Origin of the sequence: Diaphorobacter ruginosibacter (assembly GCF_014395975.1) — a bacterium.
Taxonomy (GTDB): domain Bacteria; phylum Pseudomonadota; class Gammaproteobacteria; order Burkholderiales; family Burkholderiaceae_C; genus Diaphorobacter_A; species Diaphorobacter_A ruginosibacter.
In genome coordinates this window covers 2,526,714-2,552,995 of sequence record NZ_CP060714.1, presented here as the reverse complement: position 1 = coordinate 2,552,995, position 26,282 = coordinate 2,526,714, and the positions used below count along the sequence as shown (strand labels likewise).

At 64.1% G+C, this 26,282-nt stretch carries 24 protein-coding genes; 6 read left to right on the top strand and 18 right to left on the bottom strand.

What is annotated here, in order from left to right; genetic code table 11:
* Positions 1-216 precede the first annotated feature (216 nt).
* Entirely contained in the window at positions 217-1,143 is a 927-nt protein-coding gene (locus H9K76_RS11465; protein ID WP_223196290.1) for a LysR family transcriptional regulator, read from the top strand.
* A 34-nt stretch (positions 1,144-1,177) separates the two neighbouring features.
* Here H9K76_RS11465 and H9K76_RS11460 read toward each other — a convergent pair whose 3' ends face one another.
* From H9K76_RS11460 to H9K76_RS11440, 5 genes are all read right to left on the bottom strand, one after another.
* Complete coding sequence (locus tag H9K76_RS11460) at positions 1,178-2,191, bottom strand: GGDEF domain-containing protein (RefSeq protein WP_187600354.1); 1,014 nt, start codon at positions 2,189-2,191, stop codon at positions 1,178-1,180.
* A 51-nt stretch (positions 2,192-2,242) separates the two neighbouring features.
* Positions 2,243-2,977, bottom strand: coding sequence for a tRNA (guanosine(46)-N7)-methyltransferase TrmB (gene trmB / locus H9K76_RS11455; protein WP_425489700.1), 735 nt, complete (start codon positions 2,975-2,977; stop codon positions 2,243-2,245).
* A 40-nt stretch (positions 2,978-3,017) separates the two neighbouring features.
* Positions 3,018-3,995, bottom strand: a complete 978-nt coding sequence (gluQRS, locus tag H9K76_RS11450) for a tRNA glutamyl-Q(34) synthetase GluQRS (RefSeq protein ID WP_187600352.1) — start codon at positions 3,993-3,995, stop codon at positions 3,018-3,020.
* Positions 3,996-4,119: 124 nt separating this feature from the next.
* Complete coding sequence (locus tag H9K76_RS11445; RefSeq protein ID WP_187600351.1) at positions 4,120-5,244, bottom strand: NAD(P)/FAD-dependent oxidoreductase; 1,125 nt, start codon at positions 5,242-5,244, stop codon at positions 4,120-4,122.
* 183 nt (positions 5,245-5,427) lie between these two features.
* A complete protein-coding gene (locus H9K76_RS11440) occupies positions 5,428-6,372 on the bottom strand; it encodes a LysR family transcriptional regulator (RefSeq protein ID WP_187600350.1) in 945 nt (314 codons plus the stop codon).
* 129 nt (positions 6,373-6,501) lie between these two features.
* On the opposite strand from H9K76_RS11440, the gene H9K76_RS11435 reads away from it, so the two are divergent.
* Entirely contained in the window at positions 6,502-7,203 is a 702-nt protein-coding gene (locus H9K76_RS11435; protein WP_187600349.1) for a pirin family protein, read from the top strand.
* A gap of 73 nt (positions 7,204-7,276) precedes the next feature.
* Here the strand turns inward: H9K76_RS11435 and H9K76_RS11430 are convergent, their stop codons facing one another.
* From H9K76_RS11430 to H9K76_RS11375, 12 genes are all read right to left on the bottom strand, one after another.
* The gene (locus tag H9K76_RS11430) at positions 7,277-8,035 is read right to left on the bottom strand and encodes an arginyltransferase (RefSeq protein ID WP_187600348.1); all 759 of its coding nucleotides are present in this window, start codon (positions 8,033-8,035) and stop codon (positions 7,277-7,279) included.
* Positions 8,032-8,784 (bottom strand): leucyl/phenylalanyl-tRNA--protein transferase, encoded by a 753-nt coding sequence (aat, locus tag H9K76_RS11425; RefSeq protein ID WP_187600347.1) that lies wholly within the window; start codon positions 8,782-8,784, stop codon positions 8,032-8,034. Before aat ends, H9K76_RS11430 begins: the two co-directional genes overlap by 4 nt.
* A 125-nt stretch (positions 8,785-8,909) precedes the next feature.
* On the bottom strand, positions 8,910-9,248 hold the full coding sequence (locus H9K76_RS11420; RefSeq protein ID WP_187600346.1) for a YggL 50S ribosome-binding family protein: 339 nt from the start codon (positions 9,246-9,248) through the stop codon (positions 8,910-8,912).
* Positions 9,249-9,350: 102 nt separating this feature from the next.
* A complete protein-coding gene (locus H9K76_RS11415; protein WP_187600345.1) occupies positions 9,351-9,815 on the bottom strand; it encodes an SRPBCC family protein in 465 nt (154 codons plus the stop codon).
* Between the two features lie 77 nt (positions 9,816-9,892).
* Positions 9,893-10,489 carry a putative pterin-binding protein gene (locus H9K76_RS11410; RefSeq protein WP_187600344.1) on the bottom strand — a complete coding sequence of 199 codons (597 nt, stop codon included), beginning with the start codon at positions 10,487-10,489 and terminating at the stop codon, positions 9,893-9,895.
* A gap of 202 nt (positions 10,490-10,691) precedes the next feature.
* Positions 10,692-11,075 (bottom strand): hypothetical protein, encoded by a 384-nt coding sequence (locus tag H9K76_RS11405; RefSeq protein WP_187600343.1) that lies wholly within the window; start codon positions 11,073-11,075, stop codon positions 10,692-10,694.
* A gap of 167 nt (positions 11,076-11,242) precedes the next feature.
* Positions 11,243-12,142 carry a 3-hydroxyisobutyrate dehydrogenase gene (gene mmsB, locus H9K76_RS11400; RefSeq protein ID WP_187600342.1) on the bottom strand — a complete coding sequence of 300 codons (900 nt, stop codon included), beginning with the start codon at positions 12,140-12,142 and terminating at the stop codon, positions 11,243-11,245.
* Positions 12,143-12,209: 67 nt separating this feature from the next.
* A complete protein-coding gene (locus H9K76_RS11395) occupies positions 12,210-12,632 on the bottom strand; it encodes a DUF488 domain-containing protein (protein ID WP_187600341.1) in 423 nt (140 codons plus the stop codon).
* Between the two features lie 38 nt (positions 12,633-12,670).
* On the bottom strand, positions 12,671-13,126 hold the full coding sequence (locus tag H9K76_RS11390) for a TfoX/Sxy family protein (RefSeq protein WP_187600340.1): 456 nt from the start codon (positions 13,124-13,126) through the stop codon (positions 12,671-12,673).
* A gap of 17 nt (positions 13,127-13,143) precedes the next feature.
* A complete protein-coding gene (locus H9K76_RS11385) occupies positions 13,144-14,310 on the bottom strand; it encodes an acyl-CoA dehydrogenase family protein (RefSeq protein ID WP_187600339.1) in 1,167 nt (388 codons plus the stop codon).
* Between the two features lie 21 nt (positions 14,311-14,331).
* A complete protein-coding gene (locus tag H9K76_RS11380; RefSeq protein ID WP_187600338.1) occupies positions 14,332-14,781 on the bottom strand; it encodes a lysozyme inhibitor LprI family protein in 450 nt (149 codons plus the stop codon).
* Between the two features lie 208 nt (positions 14,782-14,989).
* Positions 14,990-16,513 carry a CoA-acylating methylmalonate-semialdehyde dehydrogenase gene (locus tag H9K76_RS11375; protein ID WP_187600337.1) on the bottom strand — a complete coding sequence of 508 codons (1,524 nt, stop codon included), beginning with the start codon at positions 16,511-16,513 and terminating at the stop codon, positions 14,990-14,992.
* Between the two features lie 163 nt (positions 16,514-16,676).
* On the opposite strand from H9K76_RS11375, the gene H9K76_RS11370 reads away from it, so the two are divergent.
* The 3 genes from H9K76_RS11370 (at position 16,677) to mdtD (ending at position 20,815) form a co-directional block, all read left to right on the top strand.
* Positions 16,677-17,579 (top strand): LysR family transcriptional regulator, encoded by a 903-nt coding sequence (locus H9K76_RS11370; protein WP_187600336.1) that lies wholly within the window; start codon positions 16,677-16,679, stop codon positions 17,577-17,579.
* Positions 17,580-17,836: 257 nt separating this feature from the next.
* On the top strand, positions 17,837-19,300 hold the full coding sequence (gene cycA / locus H9K76_RS11365; RefSeq protein ID WP_187600335.1) for a D-serine/D-alanine/glycine transporter: 1,464 nt from the start codon (positions 17,837-17,839) through the stop codon (positions 19,298-19,300).
* Between the two features lie 117 nt (positions 19,301-19,417).
* Positions 19,418-20,815 carry a multidrug transporter subunit MdtD gene (gene mdtD, locus H9K76_RS11360; protein WP_246475473.1) on the top strand — a complete coding sequence of 466 codons (1,398 nt, stop codon included), beginning with the start codon at positions 19,418-19,420 and terminating at the stop codon, positions 20,813-20,815.
* A 51-nt stretch (positions 20,816-20,866) separates the two neighbouring features.
* Here the strand turns inward: mdtD and H9K76_RS11355 are convergent, their stop codons facing one another.
* The gene (locus H9K76_RS11355; RefSeq protein WP_187600599.1) at positions 20,867-22,720 is read right to left on the bottom strand and encodes an ABC transporter ATP-binding protein; all 1,854 of its coding nucleotides are present in this window, start codon (positions 22,718-22,720) and stop codon (positions 20,867-20,869) included.
* Between the two features lie 385 nt (positions 22,721-23,105).
* Here H9K76_RS11355 and H9K76_RS11350 point away from each other — a divergent pair, with 385 nt between their 5' ends.
* Positions 23,106-26,267, top strand: coding sequence for a bifunctional diguanylate cyclase/phosphodiesterase (locus H9K76_RS11350; protein ID WP_187600333.1), 3,162 nt, complete (start codon positions 23,106-23,108; stop codon positions 26,265-26,267).
* Positions 26,268-26,282 lie beyond the last annotated feature (15 nt).

Sequence of the window (26,282 nt, the reverse complement as noted above, 5' to 3'; positions counted from 1 at the left end):
GTGTAGTGCGGTCTGGTCGGGCTCTCGCCCCCTCGTATCAGCGACTTGTTGCGTGCACTGAATGGAACGAAATGTCTCAAAAATCCTTTCACCAATCCAACAGATAGTTTTTCTATAATCTAATAACCAAATCGCTTAATAACCAGCGAATCTAAAGAATTTGATAGCACGGAGACTCCATGGGGTGTTCTTCTGCTGCGTCTGGAGGTACCAACAATGGATGTATTGCGGCTCACGCTGCGGCAGCTGCAGATCTTCATGGCGGTGGCCCGCAGTGGCAGCACCGCGAGCGCGGCCGAGGCGATCGCGCTGTCGCAATCGGCCACGAGTTCGGCCATCAACGAGCTAGAGCGCGTGCTGTCGCTGCAGCTCTTCGATCGCTCGGGGCGTCGGCTGGTACTCAATGACAACGGCCGCGCCTTGCTGCCGCGCGCGCAGGCGCTGCTGGAGGGCGCTGCCGATGTGGAGCGCATGGGACTCGCGCCCGAGGAGCAGTTGCAGATGCTGCGCATTGGGGCCAGTACGACGCTGGGCAACCATGTGCTGCCCGGGTTGCTGGCCGAATACCTCGGGAACCGGCATGAAAAGGCGGCGTCATGGCACGCGCGTCTCGCGATCAACAACAGCGCGGAAATCTGTGCGCGCGTGGCGGCGTTCGAACTCGACATCGGCCTGATCGAAGGCCCGTCGCACGAACCCGCGCTCGAGGTCAATCCCTGGCTGCGTGATGAACTGGTGCTGGTGGCCTCACCGAGACATGAAATGGTGAAGCTGGCCGGATCGCAGGGTCGTATCCTGCCCATGGACGCATTGCGCAAGGCGGTCTGGTTGGTGCGGGAGGAGGGTTCGGGTACGCGCGAGGCATCGGATGCCGCCGTGCTGCCGCACTTGGGGGGCTACCAGCGCAGCATCGAGTTGGGCAGCTCCGAGGCGATCCGCAATGCTGCGGCACTGGGCCTGGGCATGGCGTGCCTGTCGCGGTTCGTGATCGAGGATTTCGTGCGCGACGGCCGCCTGGTCGTGCTCGAATCGGAGATGCCGCCCACGGACCGCCAGTGCTATTGGGTGGTCCATCGGGACAAGCACTTCACCCCGGCGCTCAGGGCGTTCGTGCAGTTGCTGCAGAACGCCCGGGGGCACTGAGCCGGGATTCCCTCCGAGACTGGGTGTCAGGAAGTCAGAACAACTCGATCTCACCGTGTGAGATCTTCGGTTGCAGCGCGCCGCTTTGCAGCAGCTCGTCGAAGAACCGCACCTGGTTGCGTCCATTGGCCTTCGCGTAATAGAGGGCCTGGTCTGCTCGGCCAAGCACTTCGACGGGAGCACCGTCATTCGTCGACGTGAAGCCGACGCTCACGGTGATGCCGCCGATCTGCGGGAACATGTGCTCCTCGACTGTGGCACGGAAGCGCTCGAAAGCCTGCGCGGCATGCTCCAGGGTGGTGGAGCGCAACAGCACGACGAACTCCTCGCCGCCGAAGCGGAACACGCGATCATGCGCCCTGAACGAAGATCGCAGCAGATTGGCCACCAGGATCAGCACCTCGTCGCCATACAGGTGCCCGTACACGTCGTTCACCTGCTTGAAGTGGTCGATATCGATCACTGCAAGCCATTGCTGCAGACCGCTGGAGGGCTCGCTCGAACCAAAGTCGGCCTGGTGCTGGGCGGCGCTGCGGACGAACTGCTCTTCGAAGGTCTTGCGGTTGAGTAGCCCGGTCAAGGCATCGCGCTCGCTGTAATCGAGCAGGTTCTGGTAGTTCTGGTAGACCTGGAACACGCCCATGATCACATCGCGCTGGCGTCTCGAGAACGCCTTGTGCTGTGTGATTTCCAGGCATGCATGCGCCTTGTCGTTGATCCACACCGGCAACCATAGCGTGTGGCTGCCGCTGCTGGAGCGAAGGGCGCTCGTGAACCGGTCGCGGATGCAGGCCGCAAGCTCGGGCATGCTGGCAAGCGCTCCGCGTGCAGGATCGACGGAAGCGTCGCACTCCGAGGAGATGACCTCGCCGCGATGGCTCCAGCTGCGCGGCCTCACCATCACCTGCGTTTCGGCGAAGAAGAACTCCAGCGCGCGCACTTCCATGGATTGCCCCAGCTGCAGCAGCGTGGCCAGCACAGATGCCTCGAGGCGCAGATGGTCCCGGTGGCCGGTCATCTCCACCAGGTGTTGAAGAATGGGGGGCATCACGGATTGTTCCCGGGATTCCATGGATGCTTCTTCTTGACGGGGCACGTCTCAGCGACGGCGGAAAACAAGATCCCACACACCATGGCCGAGGCGCAGGCCGCGATTCTCGAACTTGGTGAGGGGGCGATAGGCAGGCTGTGGAGCGTAAGCGGGAGCCGTGTTCACAAGGTGCGGATCTGCACTCAGCACTTCCAGAATCTGCTCGGCGTAAGGTTCCCAATCGGTGGCGCAATGGATGTAGCCGCCGGGTTTGAGGCGTGCGGCAAGCTTGGCCACCAAGGGTGCCTGGATGAGGCGTCGCTTGTTGTGGCGCTTCTTGTGCCAAGGATCGGGAAAGAAGATGTGCACGCCGTCCAGGCTGCCTTCGGGCAGCATGTGATCGATGACTTCCACGGCGTCGTGTTGCAGGATGCGAATGTTCTCGATGTTCTGTTCGCCCACGCGTTTGAGCAGGGCACCCACGCCGGGTTCATGCACCTCGCAGCACAGGAAATTGTCTTCGGGGCGCACGCTGGCAATGTGGGCTGTGGCATCGCCCATGCCAAAGCCGATCTCCAGGATCAGCGGGGCGGTACGGCCGAAGGCTGCGACAGCATCGAAAGGCTGGGCGGCATAGTCGAGCACGAAGCGGGGGCCCAGCGTCTCCAGCGCCTTGGCCTGGCCAGTGGTGACGCGGCCTGCGCGAATGACGTAGCTGCGGATGGCCTTGGGATGGGCAACGCCAGCCGGAGCCGCCGAAGAATCAGCAGCGGCAGTTGGTGCGTCAATCGCGTCGGAGGCGATAGGGGAAATTGTTGTTGTCACGGGAAAGGATTGTAATTTCTTAATCAAACAGATGCATCCAAACTTGTGTCCAGAACGCTAGCGCATCTGACAAATTTCCCTGCTGTACATGATCTGGAACGGGCAAACCCAGGGCGCGGGCCGCGTTGCACAATGCAGCCAACGGATGGCTGATGTCAATGGGGGGCGCACCATGTTGTTTGGATAGCTTTTCCCCGTCAACACCGCGGACCAGCGTCGTGTGAAGATATTTGGGCGTGGCCCACCCCAGAGCCTTCTGCAGCAGGATTTGGCGCGGAGTATTGTCCGACAAATCTTCTCCGCGCACGACATGGGTTATTTCCTGATCCGCATCGTCGGTGACCACGGCCAATTGGTAGGCCCAGACGCCATCGGCGCGTAGTAGCACGAAATCGCCAACCGAGGCTGCCACGTCCTGGAATTGCGCGCCGAGGCGCCGATCCGTCCAGTGGACGCCCCGGCTTGACAATGCAGGCTCACCGTTGATTGCGTCGGGCAGACGGTGCTGGAACTCGGTGGTGTGAAATCGCCAGGCGCGGGCGGGCCGTCCCTGCAGGCCGCCTCGGCAGGTGCCAGGATAGACATGTTCGCTATTGCGCTCGTGGGATTGGCCTGAGGCGATCAGCGCCTGCTCGATTTCCTTGCGCGTGCAGCTGCAGGGATAGGCCAGGTGTGACTCGATCAGTTGGTCGAGCACCTGGCGATAGCGTGCCGTGCGCTGCGACTGGAAAAGCGGAGGCTCGTCGGGCAGCAAATGCAGCGCGGCCAACTGCCGAAGGATGGTCTCTGCTGCTTCGCTGGAGCAGCGTGGCGTATCGACATCTTCGATACGCACGAGCCAGCGGCCGCCCCGGCCATGACAAGCAGCGCGGGCATCCAGCCAGCTCGCCAGGGCGGCCACCAGCGAGCCGGCATGCAGAGGACCCGTGGGCGAGGGGGCAAAGCGGCCTGCATACCGATCCACATGCCCTTGTCGTGCGAACGCTGGTGCTGTCATCAACTGCCTGGGAGTTCCCGAAACGGAAAGCGCTCCATTCTAGGGATACTCCGCAGGCTTGGATCGGCAGGCACCCCGGTCCAGGCACGGGCGGCGCCTACTGGTCCGGCCGCCCGGCAGCAGGTCAGGAGAATGCCTGGTTCGAATGGGCCGCATCAATGGCGGCCAGTGCCAGTTCGAGGCCCGAGACAAAGGCGTCTTCCAGGCGGTGGCCGAGGCACCAGTCTCCGCACAGGCCGAGTTGCGTCGACTCATCCCACAGCGCGGGCTGGCCGAGCGGCATGATGGTGCGGGCATTGCGCCAGCGACGTATTTCGACCGAGGACGGGGTGGCGCGAATGCCGGTCACTTCCGAGAATGCCCGCAGCAGCTTGGCCTGCACCCGTGCGGGGTCGTCATCGAGATGCTCCTGCGACCATTGCGGGCTGGCCTGTACCGTCCAGCGCTCGACCTGGCTGCGCCCGGGCTTGGATGATTCGCGTGCCAGCCACGCGATGCGGTGGTGGGTGCTGCGCGCTGCGTTCCACTGGGGACCGAGCGTGGTGAGTCCCGGGCGCACGGCCTGTGCAAAGCCCAGCATGAGTGTCCAGCAAGGGGCCATCTCGACCTTGGCCAGGGTGTCTTCCCAATCACCCACGTGCTCGCCCAGGATGGCTTGGGCCACGGGGGCGGGAACGGCCAGCAGGACGGTGTCGAATCCGGCATGGACCTGCTTGGCGCCGTCAGCGCCTTCCGAGCGCAACTGCCATTGCTCCGGGTTGAGCATGTCGCGCTCAATGCCCGCGATGGGCGTGCGGGTGAGCAGGCGTCCGGCGCTTGCCAGTGGCTGCGCCCAGGTCTTCACGAGCGCGTCCATGGCGGGAGTGGCAACCCAATGGCGTTCGCCGGGTGGCGGCGCGGCAGCGACCACGCGGCCGGCTTCATCGAGCACGCGCACGGTGTTCACGCTCCACGCGCGGCACAGGCCGGGGACGGTGTCGAGCGCCTTCTGGAATCGCGAATCGCGGATGGTGAAGTACTGTGCTCCCGAATCAAAGCTGCCGCTGGCCGAGTGGACCACCGCAGTGCGGCCTGAGGCTTCTGCGTGCTGCTCGAACACAGTCACATCGTGACCTGCCTGCAGAAGGGTGCGTGCGCAGGCAATGCCGGCCATGCCGGCGCCGATCACGGCAAATCGCTTGGGTTTGGACCTGATGCCGCCGAAGGGGCGGTGTTCCTGTGCGGAATCCTTGGAAGAACGTGTTTGCATGACGGGCCCAGTCTGGAGAGATGAATGTGCAGTCGACGAAAACCGAGTTGGCAGTGGCATTGCTGTTGCCATTGCCAGCAGTCCTTCACACTCTACACGGCTTCGACGTGCCTTCCACCCTGAGGACAGGAGAACTCGCGTTTTCCCGAGGCGCGCGGCGCAGGGTCCGCGCGTGTTTCCGCGTCAGAAATGATGGTGATTTTCCAGGAGCGAGCGCTGTGTTGCCTCGCTCTTGAGCTGTTCAAGCCACCATGCCAGCGCACGACCCGGTGCGCGCTGGCCGCCGCGCCCCCAGGCATAGCTCAGCCGCACGTTGCGCTGGGGCCGCTGCACGGTGCGCATCACGAGGTGGCCGGCCTCAAGGTACGAGCGCACCATGGGCTCCGGGAGAAAGCCCGCGCCCAGCCCGCGAAGCTGTGCCTGGATCTTGGCTCTCATGGAATCCACCGTCATGACGTCCTGTCCGGGAAGAATGCCCATGCTGACGTTGGTGCGCAGTGCCGAATCGGCAACGGCAATCATGCGGTGCTCGCGCAGTACCGAATCGCTGATCGGCTCGTTCACGGAGGCCAGCGGGTGGTGGGGCGCGACCACGAAGACGAATTGCAGGGTGCCCAGTGGCGCGCTCTGAAGGCCGGCCACGCTGGGCGCATCGACGGCGACACCGATGGCCAGGTCGGCAATGCCCGAAGTGAGCGCCTCGAGCGTGCCGCTCAGCACGCCGTCAGCGAATTTCAGGCGTGTGGGGGGCGTGGGCCGGATGGCGCAGAATGCCTCGGCCAGCTCCAGCACCGTCGCCGTGGAGATGATCTGGTCCACGCTCAGCGTCAACTGCGGTTCCCAGCCCGTCGCAACCCTCCGCACGTGATTGGCGATGGCATCCACGTCCTCCAGCAACCGTGCGCCCTCGCGAAGCAGTTCGGAACCCGCGGCCGTGGGCTGGGCCTGGCGTGAGCTGCGGTCGAACAGCAGCACGTCGAGCGCGTCCTCGATCTGGCGCACGCGATAGGTGAGTGCGCTGGGCACCAGGTGCAGCTCGCGTGCCGCCGCCGCAAAGCTCCCCGTGTCTGCGATCAGTTGCAGCATGGCCAAGTTTTCGGGCGATAGGACAGCACGTGCGTTTTGCATGATGAATCCATTTTATTTCAAAAAAATTGAAGAATGCATTCAACAGGCTTGTGACACAGGACGCCGGGCCCCACCTACAGTGGAGTCATCGGGCAAACGCCCCAACACATCGACCTGAAGGAGCTCCACATGCTGACAATCCGTCATTCCAACGAACGCGGTCTGGCCGACCATGGCTGGCTCAAGTCCCGTCACAGCTTTTCCTTTGCGGACTACTACGACCCCCGCCACATGGGCTGGGGCAACCTGCGCGTGATCAACGAGGATCGCATCGCGCCCGGCACCGGCTTCGGCACACACGGGCATCGCGACATGGAGATCATCAGCTATGTGCTCAGCGGCAACCTGGCGCACAAGGACAGCATGGGCAACATCAAGGGCATTCCGCCCGGAGACGTGCAGCGCATGAGCGCGGGTACTGGCGTGCGCCACAGCGAGTTCAACCACGCCGAAGGCCAGACGACGCATTTTCTGCAGATCTGGATCGAGCCGAACGAGACCGGCGTGCCTCCAAGCTACGAGCAGATCACTGTGCCGCAGGACGAGAAAAAGGGGCGCCTGCGCCTGGTGGCCGCCCCTGGCGGTGATGAGGGCGCTGTGAACATCCACGCTGACGCTCGCCTGTATGCCGGCCTGTTTGATGGGGCGGAGCATGCCGAACTGAAGATGGATCCGGCCCGCAAGGCCTATGTCCACCTTGTGCGCGGCGAACTCAAGGTCAACGGCCAGGCACTCAAGGAAGGCGATGCCGCGCTGATCCAGGATGAGTCTGACATCCGGATCACGGACGGCAAGGACGCCGAGGTACTGGTGTTCGACCTGCAGCCGTGATGTGCAAAAAGCGGGCCGGGAGATGCTTCCCTGGTCCGCTGTCTTCACGTCTCCGGGCAGCGCCTGGAATCGGCTAGCCGCGCTGCAATGACGATGGGCTGCTGCGCTGCCATTGCCCCTGGATGAGCAATTCATGCGGCAGGAAGCGAGCCTTGTAGTTCATCTTGGGGCTCTGCTCGATCCAGTAGCCCAGGTAGACGTGTGGCAGGCCGAGCGATCGTGCCTGCTGGATCTGCCATTGCACGTTGTAGGTGCCGTAGCTGGTCTTTTCCTCGGGCTCGTAGAAGGTGTAGACCGCGGAGATGCCGTCGTCCAGCACGTCAAGGATCGACACCATCTTGAGGTCGCCGGGCGTGCCGTCCTCGTTGGTTTCTCGGAACTCGACGAGACGCGAGTTCACGCGGCTTTGCAGCAGGAACTGGGTGTACTGGTCGATGCTGTCGTGATCCATGCCGCCGCCCGCATGACGGGCGTTCTGGTAGCGCAGGTACAGTTGGTAGTGTTCGGGCAGGAAGCACAGCCGCAGTACGCGTGCCTGCAGGCCTGCATGCTGTGCAAAGGCGCGGCGCTGGCTGCGGTCGGGCTTGAATTCGTTGACCAGCACGCGCAGGGGCGTGCAGGCCTGGCAGCCGTCGCAGTAGGGGCGGTAGGTGAACATGCCGCTGCGCCGGAAGCCGTGGGCAACGAGGTCGGAATACACGTTGTTGTGGATCAGGTGGCTGGGCGTGGCGACCTGCGAGCGCGCCAAGCGTCCGGGCAGGTAACTGCACGAATACGGCGCCGTGGCGTAGAACTGCAGGGATTGCAGTGGCAGGTCGTTTAGCTGAGTCACGCGAACTTCAACGGTGGCAACAATGAATCCCAGTATACGGGCTTGAAGCTCCAATCGAGCGCATCTTCCGTGCGCGCCCGGCTCACCGATTCCAGAAAGCGTGCGCGTGAGATCTCCCGCGCGCCCAGCGACGCCAGATGGCCGGTGTTCTGCTGACAATCGATCATGGAGACTCCCTGCGTGCGGCAGAGGCCTACCAGGGCCGCCAGCGCCACCTTCGAGGCGTCGGTGGCGTGCGCGAACATCGATTCGCCGAACACTGCGCGACCGATGCTGATGCAATAGAGGCCGCCAACCAGCTGACCGTCGACCCAGGTCTCCACGCTGTGGGCATTGCCTGCCTCGTGCAGGTGCTCATAGGCCTCGATCATCGCGGGCACGATCCAGGTTCCGCTCTGACCAGAGCGCGCAGTCTGAGAGCAGTGGCGGATGACGGCGCCGAAATTGCTGTCGATCCGCACCTCGCATGACGGAAGCTGACGGAATTTCTGCAGGGTCCTGCGCAGCGAGCGATGGACCTTGAACTCGTCCACGTGCAGCACCATGCGTGGGTCCGGGCTCCACCAGAGGATGGGCTGTCCCTGGCTGAACCAGGGGAAGATGCCGTTGGCATAGGCTGCCTTCAGGCGCCATACGTCGAGTGTCGCCCCTGCGGCCAGCAGGCCGGGCGCGGGGGATTCGCTGCCCCAGGATTGAGAGACGGGCGGGAAAGCTTCTTCGGGGTCGAGCCAGGGCAGCGATGGGGTCATGGAAAATGGCAACGCGTTTCGTGCCTCCATCGTAGGGCATTGTCGACACGTACGGAGGGTTGATGGCAGCCCCCCGTCGACAGGGGCGGCTCCGGAGCGCCCATGTGCCCCGGGCGCGTTCCTGATCAGTCCTCGACGTACCAGGCGTCCTTGAGTGCGCTGAGCTTGACCTGCGCGCCATTCACGTGGGCCTTGAGCCAGGCTTCCACGGCCTGGCGGTCTTCCTCGGTGGCGGAGCCGCGAGGGAAGGCCGACACGAAGCCGTCGTTCAGCCAGCCGCCCAGCATCAGGCCGCGCGGAAGAATGATCTCTTCGAGGAACTTCTCCATGAGCACTTCCTGCTCCTGGGGGGCGAGCTCTGCGGCGGGAGTCACTTCGTACTCGAAGCCGAGCTCCTGGAATTCGCCGATGTGCATCTTCTTGCGCTGGCGGCGGCTGCGTTGTTTGTTGGCTGGCAATGGCATGGTGATCCGTTCGGAAAGGGGCAAAGGGGTGCTGCGCGGGAAGCCGCGCGGCGACCGGACAAAGGAAATCGGGAACAGGCTCCCGCGAATAGGGGCTCGTCGTCACGGCCCTGTGGCAGGCCGGGCGTCGGGAGCCTTGTCGGCAACCACATGGAGCTGCACGCCAAACTCCAGCCACGCCTTGCAGGCGGCGAGCACCAGATTGAAGCCTTCGGTGTTGTCGAGCGCCTGCCGGACCTGCTCATCGGGCGAGCCAGTGAACCCGGAGGCCGTGATGGTCACCAAAGTGCCGTCATTATCCCGCGCCTTGAAATCCCACTCCGTGCGGGTTGGCCATTCGATGACGAGCCTGCGGCTCGGCTCGAACACGACCACCTTCACGTCGGCGCTGACGCCGTAATGATCCCAGTACCAGGTGGCCGTGCCCTGCGGTGCGAGGCGGCCGCTCGAACGGTCGAACCAGAAGCGCGTGGTGATGGCCGGGTCGACGAAGGCCTCGAACACGTCCGCGGCAGGCTTGCGGATCAGCATCGTGGCCTGGATGGAGGAGGGCGGCGAGAAAGACATGACGGAATCTCCAGTCGATGGATGAACCGGTGCGTTGCCGAGCCGAGCCGAGCCGAGCCGAGGTGCATGGTGATGACTCAGCCCTGCGAGACTTCCACATGGTAGGTTCCCCACGGACACAGGCGGAATCTCTGCTTGAGATCCTCCCGCATCAGCGCGGGAAAGCGGTCGGGCTCGAAGACGCTCCAGAGCGGCCCGATCCCGCCCAGCGCCATGGGCTGGCCGTCCAGATGGGTGGCAAGGATGAAGCGTCGCTCGGCGATCTCCGCCCCCGATATCGCGACGGCATAGCCGTCGAGCGCACGGACCAGAAACGACAGTTTCGGGCCGAAGGCGACGCCACAGGCCTTCATCATGTCGGCGAACAGCGGTCCCTTGAGGGTGTGTTTTTTTGCGTCATATTCAAGCGTTGGCTCGATGGAGGTCGCCGGTAGCGCGGTGAGTGCCGCAAAGTCGAACGCGTGCGCGCTCGAAAACTTGACCTGGTGCTTGGCCATGAGCTGGTCAAGCTGCGGATCGAGGGCACCTCGGTTGCCGGGGCCGATCAGCCCGCTCACTGTGAGCAAGGTCGGCCCGCGCGCAGTGCGGGGCGCATGCTGTGCATGGCCGCCGGTCACGGCTCCGGCACCCAGGCCGAGCGCGGTGGTTTGGATGAAATGTCGTTTGCTGATCATTTTCGGAAAGCGCCTCATCACTGCATTTCAAAGCTCAGGGCTCAGAAGTACTGCCATTCGCGGTAGTGCGTCGAGCGTGCGAAGGGAGCAATGGCTCCCAGTAACTCGCCCCTGGATGGAAAGTTCTTGAGCACGATGTGTATGAGGCGCCATTGTGGCGCACATGCCGCACGCCTTCATCGGGGGGCTCTTGTCCGCCGGCTCAGCGCAGCGGAGTCTTCGAGAGCCTGCGCGAGTTCTGCACGGCCTTGCGATGAATCGGGGCCACGGAGCGCGCTGTGATGCGCTCCAGCGTCTGCGGCATCTGGGTCACCTGCTGTGTGAGCGCCTGCGGGCCACGCAGCATGGACCAGAAGAATGCCTGCTGCGCCTTGGAGATTTCCAGGGAAAGGGTCCACCAGGCCTTGGCAAAGGCGACCTGCTTCTCCTGCACCATGCCGATGAATTCCTTCTGGTCCCGTCGGCTTGGATGAGTCGGCGAAGCCATCGCCATGCGGGTGACGCGATGGGCGATGACATTGGGCGCGGCGATGCTCAACTCGGCCAGTTGGCGAGTGGCGGAAGGGGTTTTCTTGCGAGCAGCCATGTTCTTTAGCCCACCGTGGTTTGTGGGCTATTAAATTTGAATGCTCAATTGTGCACTTCAATAATGACAGCTGTAGCTCGGAGACGAGCGCCGTCTTGTAGGCCAACGTGACGTTTGCAAAGAGACGCCGGACGGGACGACCTCTCTTTGCAGATCGATTGGCTCTCTCAGGCCTTGGGGGACTGCAGCATCTTGATCACGCTGGAGAAGTCTTCAGGGCCGTGTCCGGCAATGCTGTGCGCCGCATAGATCGCACGCGCCATGCCGCCGAGCGGGGTGCTGGCCTTCACGCTCATCGCGCATTCCTGGGCCAGCCCCAGGTCCTTGAGCATCAGGTCGGTACCGAAACCGCCGGTGTAGCCGCGCGTGGCGGCGGAGTTCTCCTGCACGCCGGGGAAGGGGTTGTAGACCTCCAGCGCCCAGTTGCCACCGGAGCTGCGGCGCATGATTTCCGACAGCACCTTGGGATCGAGGCCGTTGGCCACGCCCATGGCAATGGCCTCGCTGGTGCCGATCATCAGGATGCCGAGCAGCATGTTGTTGCAGATCTTGGCGGTCTGGCCCGCGCCCACGTCGCCGGCGTGGAAGATGTTCTTGCCCATCTTCTCGAGCAGTGGGCGGGCACGCTCGAGGTCGGCCTCGCTGCCGCCCACCATGAAGGTCAGCGTACCGGCAATGGCGCCGCCCGTGCCGCCGGAAACGGGCGCATCGATGAAGGCCACACCGGCAGCTTGTGCTGCCTTGGCCACCTTCTGGCTGGTGGCACCGGCGATGGTGGACGAATCGATGATCAGCGCGCCCTTGGCAATCTGCGTGAGCAGCCCCGGCTTGCCGTCACGACCGAGATACAGCCCCTCGACGTGCTGGCTGGCGGGCAGCATGCTCACGATGACCTCGGCACCCTGCACAGCATCTTCGGCGGACGTGGCGATCTGTGCGCCTTCGGCCTTCACGCGTTCGCAGGCGTCCTTCGACAGGTCGAATGCCTTGACGCTGTGGCCGGCCTTCTGCAGGTTGATGGCCATGGGGGCGCCCATGTTTCCGAGGCCGATGAATGCGATTTGCATGGGTTGTCTCCTTCTTCAGTGGAACGTGGTTTGTGGATGAAAGAACCAGTCGATGGTCGAATGAAAATCAGGTGTCCGAAATCAGGGCTCCGCGCTCCTTGAGCAGCGAGCGCAGGATGCCCCGGTGGCAGTGCCGTTCGTCCTCGCAGTAGCAGCCGACGGAAAACGCCGCCGTATGCGAGAGCGCGGCCAGCAGATCGAGCGTGCGGCTGCTGGCGGCCTCGGCCATCTGCTTGCGGAATTGCTTGTCGAACTGCGCCCACTGCCTGGTCGCCTCGGCCGTCTCGCCTTCGGCAAACAGCTTGATGGCGGCCTGCGCCGCATGCATCAGGTCGATCTCGGGGGAGAGCTCCGGGTACCACACGTCGTAATAGTTGCGACTCGCGAATTCGGCCTTGGGCACGCCGCGCGGAGGGCGGCGCACGGTGCCGATGCGCAGGCCTTCGCCTTCGCTGCGAGGGGAGCCAAGTTGGACGATGCGAACAGGCATGTGCGGATCCTTTTGCGTGGTCTTTTGCGTGGCAATGATCAGAGATCGCTCTCGAAGATGCTGTGGCGTTTCCTGCCTGTGCCCTTCGAAGTGGTCTTGGAGGTGGCCTTGGGGTCCGGAGAGGTTTTTGCCGCAGTCGTCCTGCGCCGTGGTGAAGCCTTGGCGCTGGGGTTGTAGGCCAGGGCCGCGATGATCCATTCTTCCCATTGGGCGCGGGTGGCGTAAGCGGAAGGTTCCACGCAGAAGTAGCCCTTCATGCTGCCGCGCGGATCCAGCTCGCGCACACCGGGACGCTCCGCGATGCGGTCATGGTCCTCGGGCGCCAGGCGCACCAGCAGTTCTTCTCGCTTGACGCCAAAGCACCACTTGCCGTCAACGAAGAAGCAGAACCAGCCGAACATGCTGCGCTCTTCCACATCATCGCGATGGGCCAGGGCCTCGCGCACCGCGGCGATGAGCTGCAGGGTTTCGTCGGAGAGCGGGCGGGCAGGCATGGCGGGCAATCCCGGGGTCAGCGGATCACATCCGGTGCATCGCCTTCCAGCATGCGCCGCGCGATGATCACGCGCATGATTTCGTTCGTGCCCTCGAGGATCTGGTGCACGCGTGCGTCGCGCATCAGGCGCTCCAGAGGGTACTCTCGGATGTAGCCGTAGCCGCCATGCAGTTGCAGCGCCTCGTTGCAGACCGTGAAGCCCGCGTCGGTGGCGAAGCGCTTGGCCATGGCGCAGTAGGTGGATGCATCGCGCGCGCCGGCGTCGAGCTTGGATGCGGCGAGGCGCACCATCTGACGTGCCGCGACGAGCTCGGTCGCCATGTCGGCCAGCTTGAACTGCAGTGCCTGGAAGCTGGCGATGGCCTTGCCGAACTGCTTGCGCTCCTGCATGTAGCCCTGTGCCTGCTTCAACGCCCCTTGCGCCGCGCCGACCGAGCAGGTGGCGATGTTGATGCGGCCGCCGTCAAGGCCTTTCATCGCGATCTTGAAGCCTTCGCCTTCGCGCCCGAGCAGGTTCTGCGCGGGAATACGCACGTTGTCGAAGCTGATCACGCGCGTGGGCTGGCTGTTCCAGCCCATTTTTTCTTCCTTCTTGCCGTAGCTGATGCCTTCGGTGTTTGCTGGCACGGCGAAGGCGCTGATGCCCGAGGCACCGGACTGTGCATCGCCCGTGCGGGCCATCAACACCAGCACGTCGGTGGAACCCGCGCCGCTGATGAAGGCCTTGCTGCCGTTGATGACGTATTCGTTGCCGACAAGCTCCGCGCGCGTCTTGAGCGATGCGGCGTCGGAGCCTGCGCCGGGTTCGGTCAGGCAATAGCTTGCGAGTTTCTGGCCGCTGGTCAGTGGCTCGCCCCATTCGTTGCGCACGGCGTCTGTCGCCCAGGTGCCGAGCATCCAGGTCGCCATGTTGTGGATGGTGATGAAGGCCGTGGTCGATGGGTCGACGGCGGCGAGCTCCTCGAACACCAGCGTGGCATCGAGGCGCGGCAGCGCAAGGCCGCCTGCATTCTCCGGGGCATAGAGGCCGCAGAAGCCCAGTTCACCCGCCTTGGCGATGGCTTCACGCGGGAAGATGCCTTCCGCGTCCCAGTGCGCCGCATGCGGCGCGAACTCGGCTTCGGCGAACGCGCGGGCCGTGTCGGCAAAGGCGCGCTGGTCTTCGGTGAGTTCAAAGTCCATGGTGTCAAGTCTCCTCGAAATTCATTGTGTGTCGGGCGGCAGGCTGGCCTCGGGCGGCGGTGGATTGCCGGTGTGCAGCCACTGCGAGAGTGCACTGCGGCGCGCTTGCGTGACCTTTATCAGGCACTCGTGGTAGACGCGACCCCATTCAGGCCTGCCTTCGATGGCGCGATTGCGCTTGTTGCAGTACTCGCGGCGTGTGCGAAACCAGGCGTTCTGGTCCTGGCGCAGCGTTGGCCGCTCGTGCGCGGACAGGGCGGTCATCACGTCGCCGTAGTAGATGTTCAGGGCCGTGTCGGCCTGCTGGAACTTCTGCACGGCACAGGCATTGACTTCTGCCGCGCTACCGCCTTCCACGCAACTCGCACCGGCCTGCGCGTGCACTCCGGCGGCCGCGAACAGGCCGCAGGCCAGGGGCAGGGCGGCATGCGCTGCCGCTCTCCAGGGATTCAGGAATAGAACAAGGAACATGCGCCCGATTTCACCACGCCTTCAAGCCCCGCCGCCAGGAACAACAAAGCCCGCGCGCCATGATCGGTTCACAGCCGGCGAGCCAGTTCTGGGCGCGACCTGGGCCAGGGCAGCCGAGCAAGGGCCGCCCCGCAGCGAGGGCTGCGTCCCTCTGCCCGCGCGCAGCGCGTAGAGCGGGGGGAAGGCGCGAAGCGCCTCAGGGGGGTGATCACTTCAAACTAATCGTAGTGTTCACGCCCTGGCTGGTGGTCGTGTCGTCGAACCAGCGCGCGGTGACGGTCTTGGTCTGCGTGTAGAACAGCACGACCTGCTTGCCGTAGGGGCCCAGGTCGCCGAGCTTGGAGGCACGGCTGCCGGTGAACGAGAACAGCGGGACCGGCACGGGAATTGGCACGTTGATGCCGACCTGGCCCACGTCGATGTCTTCCTGGAACTTGCGGGCCGCGGCGCCCGACTGGGTGAAGATGGCAGTGCCGTTGCCGTTCGGGTTGGCGTTGATGAACTCGATGGCTTCCTCGATGTTCTGCGCACCGGAAATGCCCAGTACGGGGCCGAAGATTTCCTGGTCGTAGATGCTCATGCCGGGCTTCACGCCGGAGAAGATCGTCGGGCCGACGAAGTTGCCCTTCTCATAGCCGGGAACGCTCGGCTTGCGGCCGTCCAGCTCCAGCGTGGCGCCGTCGGCAATGCCGCGCTCGATCAGGCCTTCCACGCGGGAGAGCGCAGCGCAGGAAACCAGGGGACCCACGTCCGTACCCTTTTCTGTGCCGCCGGAAACCTTCAGCGTGTTGGCCTTGGCGATCAGGTCGGGAACCCACTTCTGGGCCTCACCGACCAGCACCACGTGCGACAGGGCCATGCAGCGCTGGCCCGCCGCGCCGAAGGCGGCGCCGGCCAGTGCGTTCAGGGTCTGCTCCTTGTTGGCGTCGGGCATCACGATGGCGTGGTTCTTCGCGCCCATCATGCACTGCACGCGCTTGCCGTTCAGGCTGGCGCGGTTGTAGACGTGCGTGCCGACCTTGGTCGAACCGACGAAGCTGATGGCCTTGATGAGGGGGTGGTCGCAGATGGCATTCACGGCATCTTCGCCACCGTGGATCACGTTGAGCACGCCGGCCGGCACACCGGCTTCGAGCGCCAGTTCGCACAGGCGCATGGTCACCATGGGGTCCTGCTCGGAAGGCTTGAGCACGAAGGTGTTGCCGGTGGCAATCGCCATGGGGAACATCCACAGCGGGATCATGGCGGGGAAATTGAACGGCGTGATGCCGGCGCAGACGCCCAGGGGCTGCAGCACGGAGTACACGTCCACGCCATTGGCCACGTTGTTCGCCAGTTCGCCCAGTTGCAGCGTGCCGATGTTGGCCGCGTGCTCGACCACTTCGAGGCCGCGGAACACGTCGCCTTCGGCATCCGCCAGTGTCTTGCCCTGTTCGGCGGTCAGCAGCGCGGCCAGCTCGCCCATGTTCTCGCGGATCAGCTGCTGCAGCTTCAGGAAGATGCGGGCGCGCGCGCCGATGGGGGTCTTGCGCCAGGTCTTGAACGCAGCCTGGGCCGAGGCGACGGCTTCGTTGATTTCATCGGGCGTGGCGAACGGTACGCGGGCCAGAACTTCCTGGGTGGCAGGGTTCACCACGTCGCGCCACTGCGTGGTCTTCGACTCGACGAGCTTGCCGCCGATGAGCAGCTTCACGGTGGGGGCCAGCACGGCGGAATGGGCGGGTGCGTTCATGGTTGTGTCTCCTTGGAACCCGGTTGGATGAAAACTGAATGCCCGAATGGTATTTGTGCAAATATGTATATGCAATAGACAATATCGCAATCGAGCTTTGCAAATTTGCACATTGAGGTCGATTACGTCGATCAGGCGTCTGTTCGGTATGAGGATTCTCGAAATGGATTGGGATAACTTGCGGTATTTCCTGGAACTGGCGCGTGCCGGCACCCTCGTTGGCGCAGCCAGGCGCGCAGGCGTGGAGCACACCACGGTGGCGCGGCGCATCCAGGCGCTGGAGAAGCAGATGGGAACGCCCCTGTTCTCGCGCGAGGCCTCGGGGCACAGGCTGACCGAAGCAGGGCGGCAGCTATTGCCTGCCATCGAGGCCATGGAGGCGGCCGTTGTCGGCGTGGAGCGCTCGGCGCCCGCCAATGCCGCAGCCAGCGGGCTGTCGGGGCTGGTGCGCGTGGGTGCGACTGAGGGGTTCGGAACGATGATTCTTGCCCCCTACCTGGCGGATTTCACGCGCCAGCACCCCGGGCTGTCGATCGACCTGCTGGCCTTGCCGCGCCTGCTCCATCTCTCGCGGCGCGAGGCCGACATCGTCATTTCCCTGGAGCGGCCCTCCCGCGGCTCGGTGATCGTCACCAAGCTTGCCGATTACACGCTGTGCCTCTACGGGCAGCGCGAGTATCTGGCGCGCAAGCCGCTGGTCTCGACGCGCGAGGACCTGCGCCACCATGCCTTCGTGAACTATGTGGACGACCTGTTGTTCACCAAGGAATTGCAGCTCATCGACAAGCTGCACCAGCCGGAGCGTTTCGCGTTCCGCAGCACCAGCATCACGGCCCAGTACGAGGCCGTGCGCATCGGGGCAGGGCTGGCGGTGCTGCCCGCCTTCCTCGCCGACAGGGACCCGGTGCTGAGCCGGGTGCTGCCCGACGAGGCCGTCTTCACGCGCACGTTCTGGATGAGCATGCCGCAGGAGGCCAAGCACCAGGCGCGCATCCAGGCAGTCTGGGAGTTTCTGAAGCAGGTGAGTGCCAAGGAGCGAGGCCGCCTGCTGAGCGCACGTGCCTGATCGGCTGGGCTGCATCTGAATCCATGGCGCCGCCGATGGAGTGTTCTTTGCGATACTATCCAAATCGAGCAATTTTCTTGCGCTTGGGCCTGTCTGGGTGATGCAAGTCCTCCAGCTGGCATTCCCGGGAGCAATGATTGCCGTTTCATTTCATTTCGCATCCGATGAAGACCGGGCTGCGCCTTGCCTGGCGCGTCGCGCAGTGTGCAGCTGCGGATCCTGTCTTGACGAGATTCGTGATTCCACGAGGAACCTCCATGACACTTGCTTCGCGGCAAGAAAGCCAGAACGATGAGCCGCAAGGCGAACATCTGCAGCGCAATCTCACCAATCGCCACATCCAGCTGATCGCCATCGGCGGCGCCATCGGCACCGGGCTGTTCATGGGCTCGGGCAAGACCATCAGCCTGGCCGGCCCCTCCATCGTCTTCGTCTACGCCATCATCGGCGTCATGCTCTTCTTCGTGATGCGCGCGATGGGCGAACTGCTGCTTTCCAACCTGAACTACCGCTCGTTCATCGACTTCTCGGCCGATCTGCTCGGGCCCTGGGCGGGCTTCTTCACGGGTTGGACCTACTGGTTCTGCTGGATCATCACGGGCATCGCCGATGTGATCGCCATTTCCGCCTATGCGCAGTTCTGGTTCCCGGATATTCCGCAATGGGCGCCTGCCATTCTCTGCGTCGGCCTGCTGCTGTCACTGAATCTCCTGACCGTGAAGCTGTTCGGCGAGATCGAATTCTGGTTCGCGATGATCAAGATCGTGGCCATTGTCACGCTGGTGGGCACGGGCATCTACATGGTCGGCAGCGGCTTCGTATCGCCTTCCGGGCGCCCGGCCAGCCTGTCGAACCTGTGGAACGACGGAGGCATGTTCCCGCACGGGATGATGGGATTCTTCGCGGGCTTCCAGATCGCCGTGTTCGCGTTCGTGGGCATCGAGCTCGTGGGCACGACCGCCGCGGAAGCCAAGGACCCCGAGAAGACGCTTCCGCGCGCCATCAACTCGATCCCGATCCGCATCATCATCTTCTACGTCTGCGCGCTCATCGCGATCATGGCCGTCACGCCCTGGCGGGACGTGGTGCCCAACAAGAGTCCGTTCGTGGAGCTGTTCATGCTGGCGGGTCTGCCGGCTGCGGCCAGCATCATCAATTTCGTGGTGTTGACCTCGGCCGCATCATCCGCCAACAGCGGCGTGTTCTCCACGAGCCGCATGCTGTTCGGGCTGGCGCTCAAGGGTGACGCGCCGCGCTCGTTCGGCGTGCTCTCGCGCGCCAGCGTACCGTCGAGCGGGCTGCTGTTCTCGTGCATCTGCCTGCTGGGTGGCGCGTTCCTGATGTGGGTGATTCCCGATCTCGTGAAGGCCTTCACGCTGGTCACCACGATCTCCGCGATCCTCTTCATGTTCGTCTGGTCGATGATCCTGCTGTCCTACATCCAGTACCGCCGCACGCGAGCCGAACTGCACCGCGCATCGCGCTACCGCATGCCGGGCGGAGTGTTCATGTGCGGAGTCTGCCTTGCGTTCTTCGCCTTCATCCTGGTGCTCCTTACATTCGAGGCGGACACGCGCTCCGCATTGCTGGCAACACCCGCCTGGTTCGCGATCCTGGGAGCTTCCTACCTCTGGCTTGGCGGGCGCCGCCGTGCGGCCCTGTCTCAGGAAAAGATGCCGATGGACCTGGCGGGGCAAGGCGCGGACGGCGTGCGCGGCTGACGGGACAGTGGCAAACTGAAACGGCGCTGGCTTTTCCTGCCTTCGCTGTCTTCATTCTGTCTTTCGTACCACCCGCCGATGCCCGAGTCCTCGACTGCCGCCGCTCCACTATCGCCCATGCGCAACAAGCTGCTCTGGCTGGTCTCGCTGGGCTTTTTCATGCAGACGCTGGACAGCACCATCGTCAACACCGCGCTGCCGGCCATGGCGCGCGACATGGGCGAGAGCCCGCTGCACATGCATTCGGTCATCGTGGCGTACTCGCTGGCGATGGCGGTGCTGATTCCCGCATCGGGCTGGCTGGCCGATCGCTTCGGAACGCGCAGGGTCTTCATGTCGGCCATCGGCCTGTTCGTTCTGGGGTCGGTGCTGTGTGCGCTGTCACCCAACCTGAACCTGCTGGTGGCTGCGCGAGTCATCCAGGGGCTGGGGGGCGCGCTGCTGTTGCCGGTGGGGCGTCTGGCGGTGCTGCGGGCCTTCCCGCGAGAGCAGTTCATCCGGGCCATCAGCTTCGTCGCGATCCCCGGCCTGGTCGGGCCCCTGATCGGGCCGACCCTGGGTGGCTGGATGGTGGAGTTCGCCTCCTGGCACTGGATCTTCTGGGTGAATGTCCCGGTGGGCCTGATTGGTCTGCTGGCCTCCGCCAGGTACATGCCTGCCGGCGAGAACATGCAGCCGCGCAGCTTCGACCTGACCGGGTACGTGATGCTGGCCGGGGGCATGGCCCTGGTGTCGCTGGCGGTGGAGAGCATGGCCAGCGGCGGAGTTCGCAGCGCATCCGCGCTCATCATGATGGTGTTCGGGCTCGCATGCCTGTCAGGGTACTGGCTGCATGCGCTCAGAAAGCCTGAGCCGCTTTTCGCGCCCGAGCTGTTTACCGTCCGCACGCTGCGCGTGGGCCTGCTCGGCAACCTGTTCTCGCGCCTGGGCAGCTCGGCCATGCCGTTCATGACACCGCTGGTGCTGCAGGTCAGCCTGGGCTACTCGCCCATGCATGCGGGCATGATGATGCTGCCCACCGTGATCGGCAGCATGCTGACCAAGCCGCTGGTCACGAGGGTGATCCACCGCTTCGGCTATCGCGAGGTGCTGGTCACCAACACCTGGGTGCTGGCCTTGCTGATCGCCAGCTTCTCCTTCATTTCGCCGGATGTGCCCGTGCCGCTGCTGATCGCGCAGCTGGGTATCTTCGGCGCTGTGAATTCCCTGCAGTTCTCGGCAATGAACACGGTCACGCTCAAGGACCTGCTGCCCCATTTCGCCAGCAGCGGCAACAGCCTGCTGTCGATGGTGCAGATGCTGGCCATGGGCATGGGCGTTGCCGCGGCGGGCGCCGTGCTGGCGGCATTCCAGGCTCATTTCGGCATGGCCACCGCGGGCGACACCCTCTGGGCATTCCGCGGCACCTTCATCATGATGGGCCTGTTGACGCTGGCCGCGACGCTGCTGTTCACGCAACTGCCCCGGCAGGAGCAGGCTGGCGGCAGCACCGCGGGCCCCGAACAGCATGGTTGATGTAGCGAGCCGCCAGGGCGCCTGCGGAGCAGGGCCGATGGTGGCAGCCCGTCAGCTGGCGATCATGTGCTCGCTCGACGATTCTCCCAGGAAGCCGCCGCTCTGATGGGCCCAGAGCTTGGCGTAGATGCCGCCGAATGCCAGCAGTTCCTGGTGTGAACCCTGCTCGACGATCTGGCCGCGATCCATGACGATGAGGCGGTCCATGGCCGCGATGGTGGACAGTCGGTGGGCGATGGCGATCACCGTCTTGCCATGCATGAGGCCGTCCAGGCTCTGCTGGATCGCTGCCTCGACCTCGCTGTCGAGTGCACTGGTGGCCTCGTCGAGCAGCAGGATCGGCGCGTCCTTGAGCATCACGCGGGCGATCGCGACGCGCTGGCGCTGGCCGCCCGACAGCTTCACGCCGCGCTCGCCGACCTGGGCGTCATAGCCGCTGCGGCCCTTGAGGTCGGTGAGCCCGTCGATGAAGTCGGAGGCCTCGGCCTTCAGGGCCGCCGCGCGCATCTCTTCCTCGCTCGCATCGGGGCGTCCATAAAGGATGTTGTCGCGCATGGACCGGTGGAGCAGGGAGGTGTCCTGCGTCACCATGCCGATCGCTCCCCGGAGGCTATCCTGCGTCACCTTGCGGATGTCCTGTCCGTCGATGGTGATGCGGCCGTCCTGCACCTCGTGGAAGCGCAGCAACAGGTTCACGAGCGTCGACTTGCCCGCGCCCGAGCGACCGATCAGGCCGATGCGCTCGCCGGGGCGGATGTTCAGGTCCAGGTGGTCGATGACGCGTTTGCCGCCATCCTTGTAGCCGAAGCTGATGTTCTCGAAATGGATGCCGCCGCGCGTCACGGCCAGCGGCTTGGCGCCGGGTTCGTCGACGATGGTGCGCGGCTTGGTCAGCGTGAGAATGCCGTCCTGGATGGTGCCGATGTTCTCGAACAGGCCGGTCATCTGCCACATCACCCAGTGCGAGTAGCCCGAAATCCGCAGAGCCATGGCGATCACCGCCGCCACCACGCCGGTGCCGATCTGGCCTTGCGTCCACAGGTACAGCGCGGAGCCCGCGCTGCCGAGGATGAGCAGCGTGATCATGACGTGGTTGGTCAGCTCGAACTGGCTCACCAGGCGCATCTGGTCATAGCCGGTCTTCTTGAACGACTCCATCGCGTTGCGTGCATATTCCGCCTCGCGCCGCGTGTGGGCAAACAGCTTGACGGTGGCGATGTTGGTATAGGCATCGGTCACGCGGCCGGTCATGAGCGAGCGGGCATCGGCCTGCTCCTTGCCGATCTGGCCCAGGCGAGGCACGAAATAGAAGCAGGCGGCCGTGTAGCCGCACAGCCAGATGGCAAACGGCACCATCATGCGCCAGTCGAAGCTGGCCGACAGAAGCAGGATGCTCACGAAATACACGCCCACGCCGACCAGTACATCCACCACGATGAACACCACCTCGCGCACCGCGAGCGCGGTCTGCATGATCTTGGTGGTGATGCGGCCGGCGAATTCGTCGGCATAGAACGACATGCTCTGGCCCAGCATCAGCCGGTGAAAGATCCAGCGCATGCGCATCGGGAAGTTGATGGCCAGCACCTGGTGCATGACCAAAGTGTGCACGCCCAGCAGCACGATGCTCATCAGCAGGATGCCCGCGATGCCGACCATTCCGCCCTGGTGCGCCTGCCAGAACTCGGCTGCGGGCGTGGCGGAGAGCCAGTCGACCACGTGGCTCATCACGGCGAAGAGAAACGCCTCGTAGACAGACAGCAGCGCGGAGGTGACGGTCAGCAGCGCGATCCAGCCGCGCATGCCCGCCGTGCAGGCCCACAGAAAGGCAAAGAAGCCCTTGGGCGGCAAGGCGGGTTCATTCAGGGGGTAGGGCGGAATGCGCCGTTCGAAGAAATCAAATATCACAGATGGGAGGCTCCTTGCCGGATGTTACGAGTCTCACCGGCCCTTGTCCGGGCCCCTGCCAGAGACCGTAGAATTTTCGGGGGCGGATCTGTTCAACAATGAACAACCGTCAATTTTCCGGATCCGCGCCCACCTGAAAGCTGGCTGCAAGCTGCGCGGGGGAGCATGCGTCCCCTGTCCGCCATGCGGAATTCTGGTGCACCAGGCGATTTCATTTGCAAATCAAGGCAACGCTGTTTATTCCAGCACCCGATATTGCGTTGATTTGTAAGAATATATATCGATAATTAACTATTGGTTGCAAAGGCTGTATAGCTGGAAACATAATCTCCCCAGCTTTTTTACCTCGCTTCCTTCGTCCAGTTCTCTCGACACATCCTTGATGTTCCAGCCTTCATCATCGCGCTTTCTGCTACGGTTCTGGGTACCGGGCCTGATCGTTGCCGTGCTGGGATTGCTGGGCAGCTATGCACTGTGGCGGCAGCAGCAGAACTCGGCCGAGTCGGTGGCGCAGATGCGCTTCGAGCAGAAGTCGAACCTGTTCGCGCAGTCGATGCAGCGGCGGCTTCAGTCCTACATGGACGTGCTGAGCGGCCTGCAGGGCCTGCTCAAGCTCAATCCCCAGTTGCAGCGGCGCGATTTCGAGCGTCTTGCCAGCAGCATGGAACTGGAGAATCGCCATCCTGGAGCGATCGGCGTGTCCTTCACACGATATGTGCCCGGTACCGACAAGGACAGTTTTCTGTCGCGGACCCGGGCTGAGCCCTCGACCGACGGGCGCTCCAGCAAGGATTTCCAGATTCACCCGGATGAGAGCCGCAACGAGTATTTCGTCCTGGAATATGTGTGGCCCCGGCGCGGGAACGAGCCCATCGAAGGGCTCGAGATCCACTCTCAGCCCTCCAACCTGGCCGCGTTGCTCCGGGCTCGCGACAGTCGCTCGATGGTGGTTTCCGCGCCGTTCGAGCTGCGACAGGTTTCCGAGCACCGCATGGGGGTCGTCATGCGCCTGCCGGTGTTCACCGGGGAAGGGACGGAGGCGAAGGATGTGCGCTTCCTGGGCACCGTCGATATTGCCATCCGTCTGTCCGCTCTTGTGGATGCCGTGCGCGGCGAGGGCCACTGGGACAACCTCGTGCTGAACATGACCGATATGGGCGAGCTGGGCGCTGACGGCGGACTGGTGGCGCCCAGGACACCAGGGACGCTGTTCGATGAGCCGGATCTGGACAGCAGCGACATCCGCATGCACAAGGACGTGATCTTCGGGGGCAGGCTGTGGCGGTTGAATTTCGAGCATGCGACGCCGCTGTTGTCGCCGATCGAGAAGGGTTTGCCCGCCCTGGTGGCCGCGGCCGGGGTGCTTGTCACCTCGCTGCTCACTGCGCTGGTCATGATGATGGGCCTGCGTCGCGCGCAGGCCGTGGACAATGCCGCGCTTGCAGCCTCCGCCCTTGAAGTGAGCGAGGAGCGGTTTCGCACGCTGTTCAGCCAGGCGGCGGTGGGCGTGGTGCAGATCGACAGCCGCACTGGTGAGATTGCACGCGCCAACAAGAAATTCAGCGAGATGCTGGGCTACACCGAGGCCGAGCTGGAAAACATGTGTCTGCAGGACTGCGCGCATCCTGACGATGCGGCAGCGAGCATGCAGGAGTTGCGGCGGATGGCCGCGGGCGAGATCGCCGAGATGCGCATGGAAATGCGTTACCTGCACAGGGACGGCCACGTGGTCTGGGTCGATCTGACGGCAGCGCCCATCACCCTGTCGTCAGGGGAAACCCACCACAATGTGGCGGTCATCCTGGATATCACGCAGCGCAAGAACATGGAGGAAGCGCTGCGCACGAACGAGGAGGGCCTGCGCAGCATCCTCAACCGCCTGCCGATCGGCATTGCCTTGATCAAGGACGGTGCCTTCGATTTCAGCAACGAACGCTACGCCCAGATCTGCGGCTATGACACGCAGGAGATCAGCAGCCTCGACGCATGGTGGGCCACCCTGGTCGTCGACCCGCAAGAGCGCGAGCTGTACCGCACACGCTGGGTCGACGCGTGCAACGAGGCCCGCGAGAGCGGCGGCTACATCCGAGCGCAGGAATGCACCATCACCCGCAAGGGCGGGCACCTGCGTTCGCTCGAGATGGCTGGCGTGGTGCTGGGCGAGAACTACCTGGTCACGCTGGTGGATATCAGCCAGCGCAAGGCCGTGGAGGAGCGCGCGCGCTACCTGGCCTACTACGACCCGCTCACCCAGCTGCCGAATCGCCGCCTGTTGCTCGACCGGCTGCAGCAGGCGCTGGCCATGAGCGCGCGTCACCAGAGCTACGGCGCGGTGCTGATGCTCGACCTGGACAACTTCAAGAGCCTCAACGAGACCCAGGGTCACGACATGGGCGACCGCCTGCTGGGCGTGGTGGCGCAGCGGCTGCGCAGTTGCGTGCATGTCGACGATACGGTGGCACGGCACGGCGGCGACGAGTTCGTCGTGGTGCTGCGGTCCATGGGCGAGAGCGAGCAGGCGGCGGCCGCGGGGGCCGAAGAGGTCGCCCAGAAGATCCTGAACGTGATGCGCGAACCCTTCGAGCTCAATGGCGAACTTCATCACACCACGCTCAGCATCGGCATCACGCTGTTCCACGGCCAGCGCGAGTCGGCGGACGAACTGCTCAAGCGTGGCGACCTGGCCATGTACCGGGCCAAGGCGGAAGGCCGCAACGCCCTGCGGTTCTTCGACCCCGAGATGCAGGCCGTGGTCGAGGCCCGTGTGGCGCTGGAGGCCGACATGCGCGCCGGCATCGCCCAGGGCCAGTTCGAACTGGCCTATCAGCCGCAGATGGCGCTGGGCAGCATCGTCGGGGCGGAAGTGCTGATGCGCTGGCTGCATCCGGAAAAAGGGCCGATCTCGCCTGTGCAGTTCATTCCGCTGGCGGAGGAAAGCGGGCTCATCCATCGCCTGGGCGAATGGGTGCTGCGCACCGCATGCGAGCGGCTGGCCGCATGGGCGGCGGATCCTGTGCTCAGCGAACTGACGCTGTCGGTGAACGTGAGCGCCCAGCAGTTCCACCAGGCGGGCTTCGTGCCCCAGGTGCTTGCCGCGCTGGCGAGCACGGGGGCGGATGCGCGCCGTCTGCGGCTTGAGCTCACGGAGAGCCTGCTGCTGGAGGACATCGACGACACGGTCAAGAAGATGGTAAGGCTCAAGAGCTACGGCGTGGGTTTCTCGCTCGACGACTTCGGCACGGGCTACTCTTCGCTGTCCTACCTGAAGCGCCTGCCGCTTGACGAGCTCAAGATCGACCAGGGCTTTGTTCGTGATGTGCTGACGGACCCGAACGACGCGGCCATCGCCCGCACCATCGTGGCGCTGGGCACCAGCCTGGGCCTGCAGGTGACCGCCGAGGGGGTGGAGACCGAGGCGCAGCGGCAATTCCTCGAGCGCAATCATTGCTATGCATGGCAGGGCTACCTGCTGAGCCCGCCGCTGCCGCTCAAGGAGTTCGAGGCGCTCGTCATGGGGCGTGCCTCTGCCGATCTGATGGTCTAATCACCTGTTCAACGG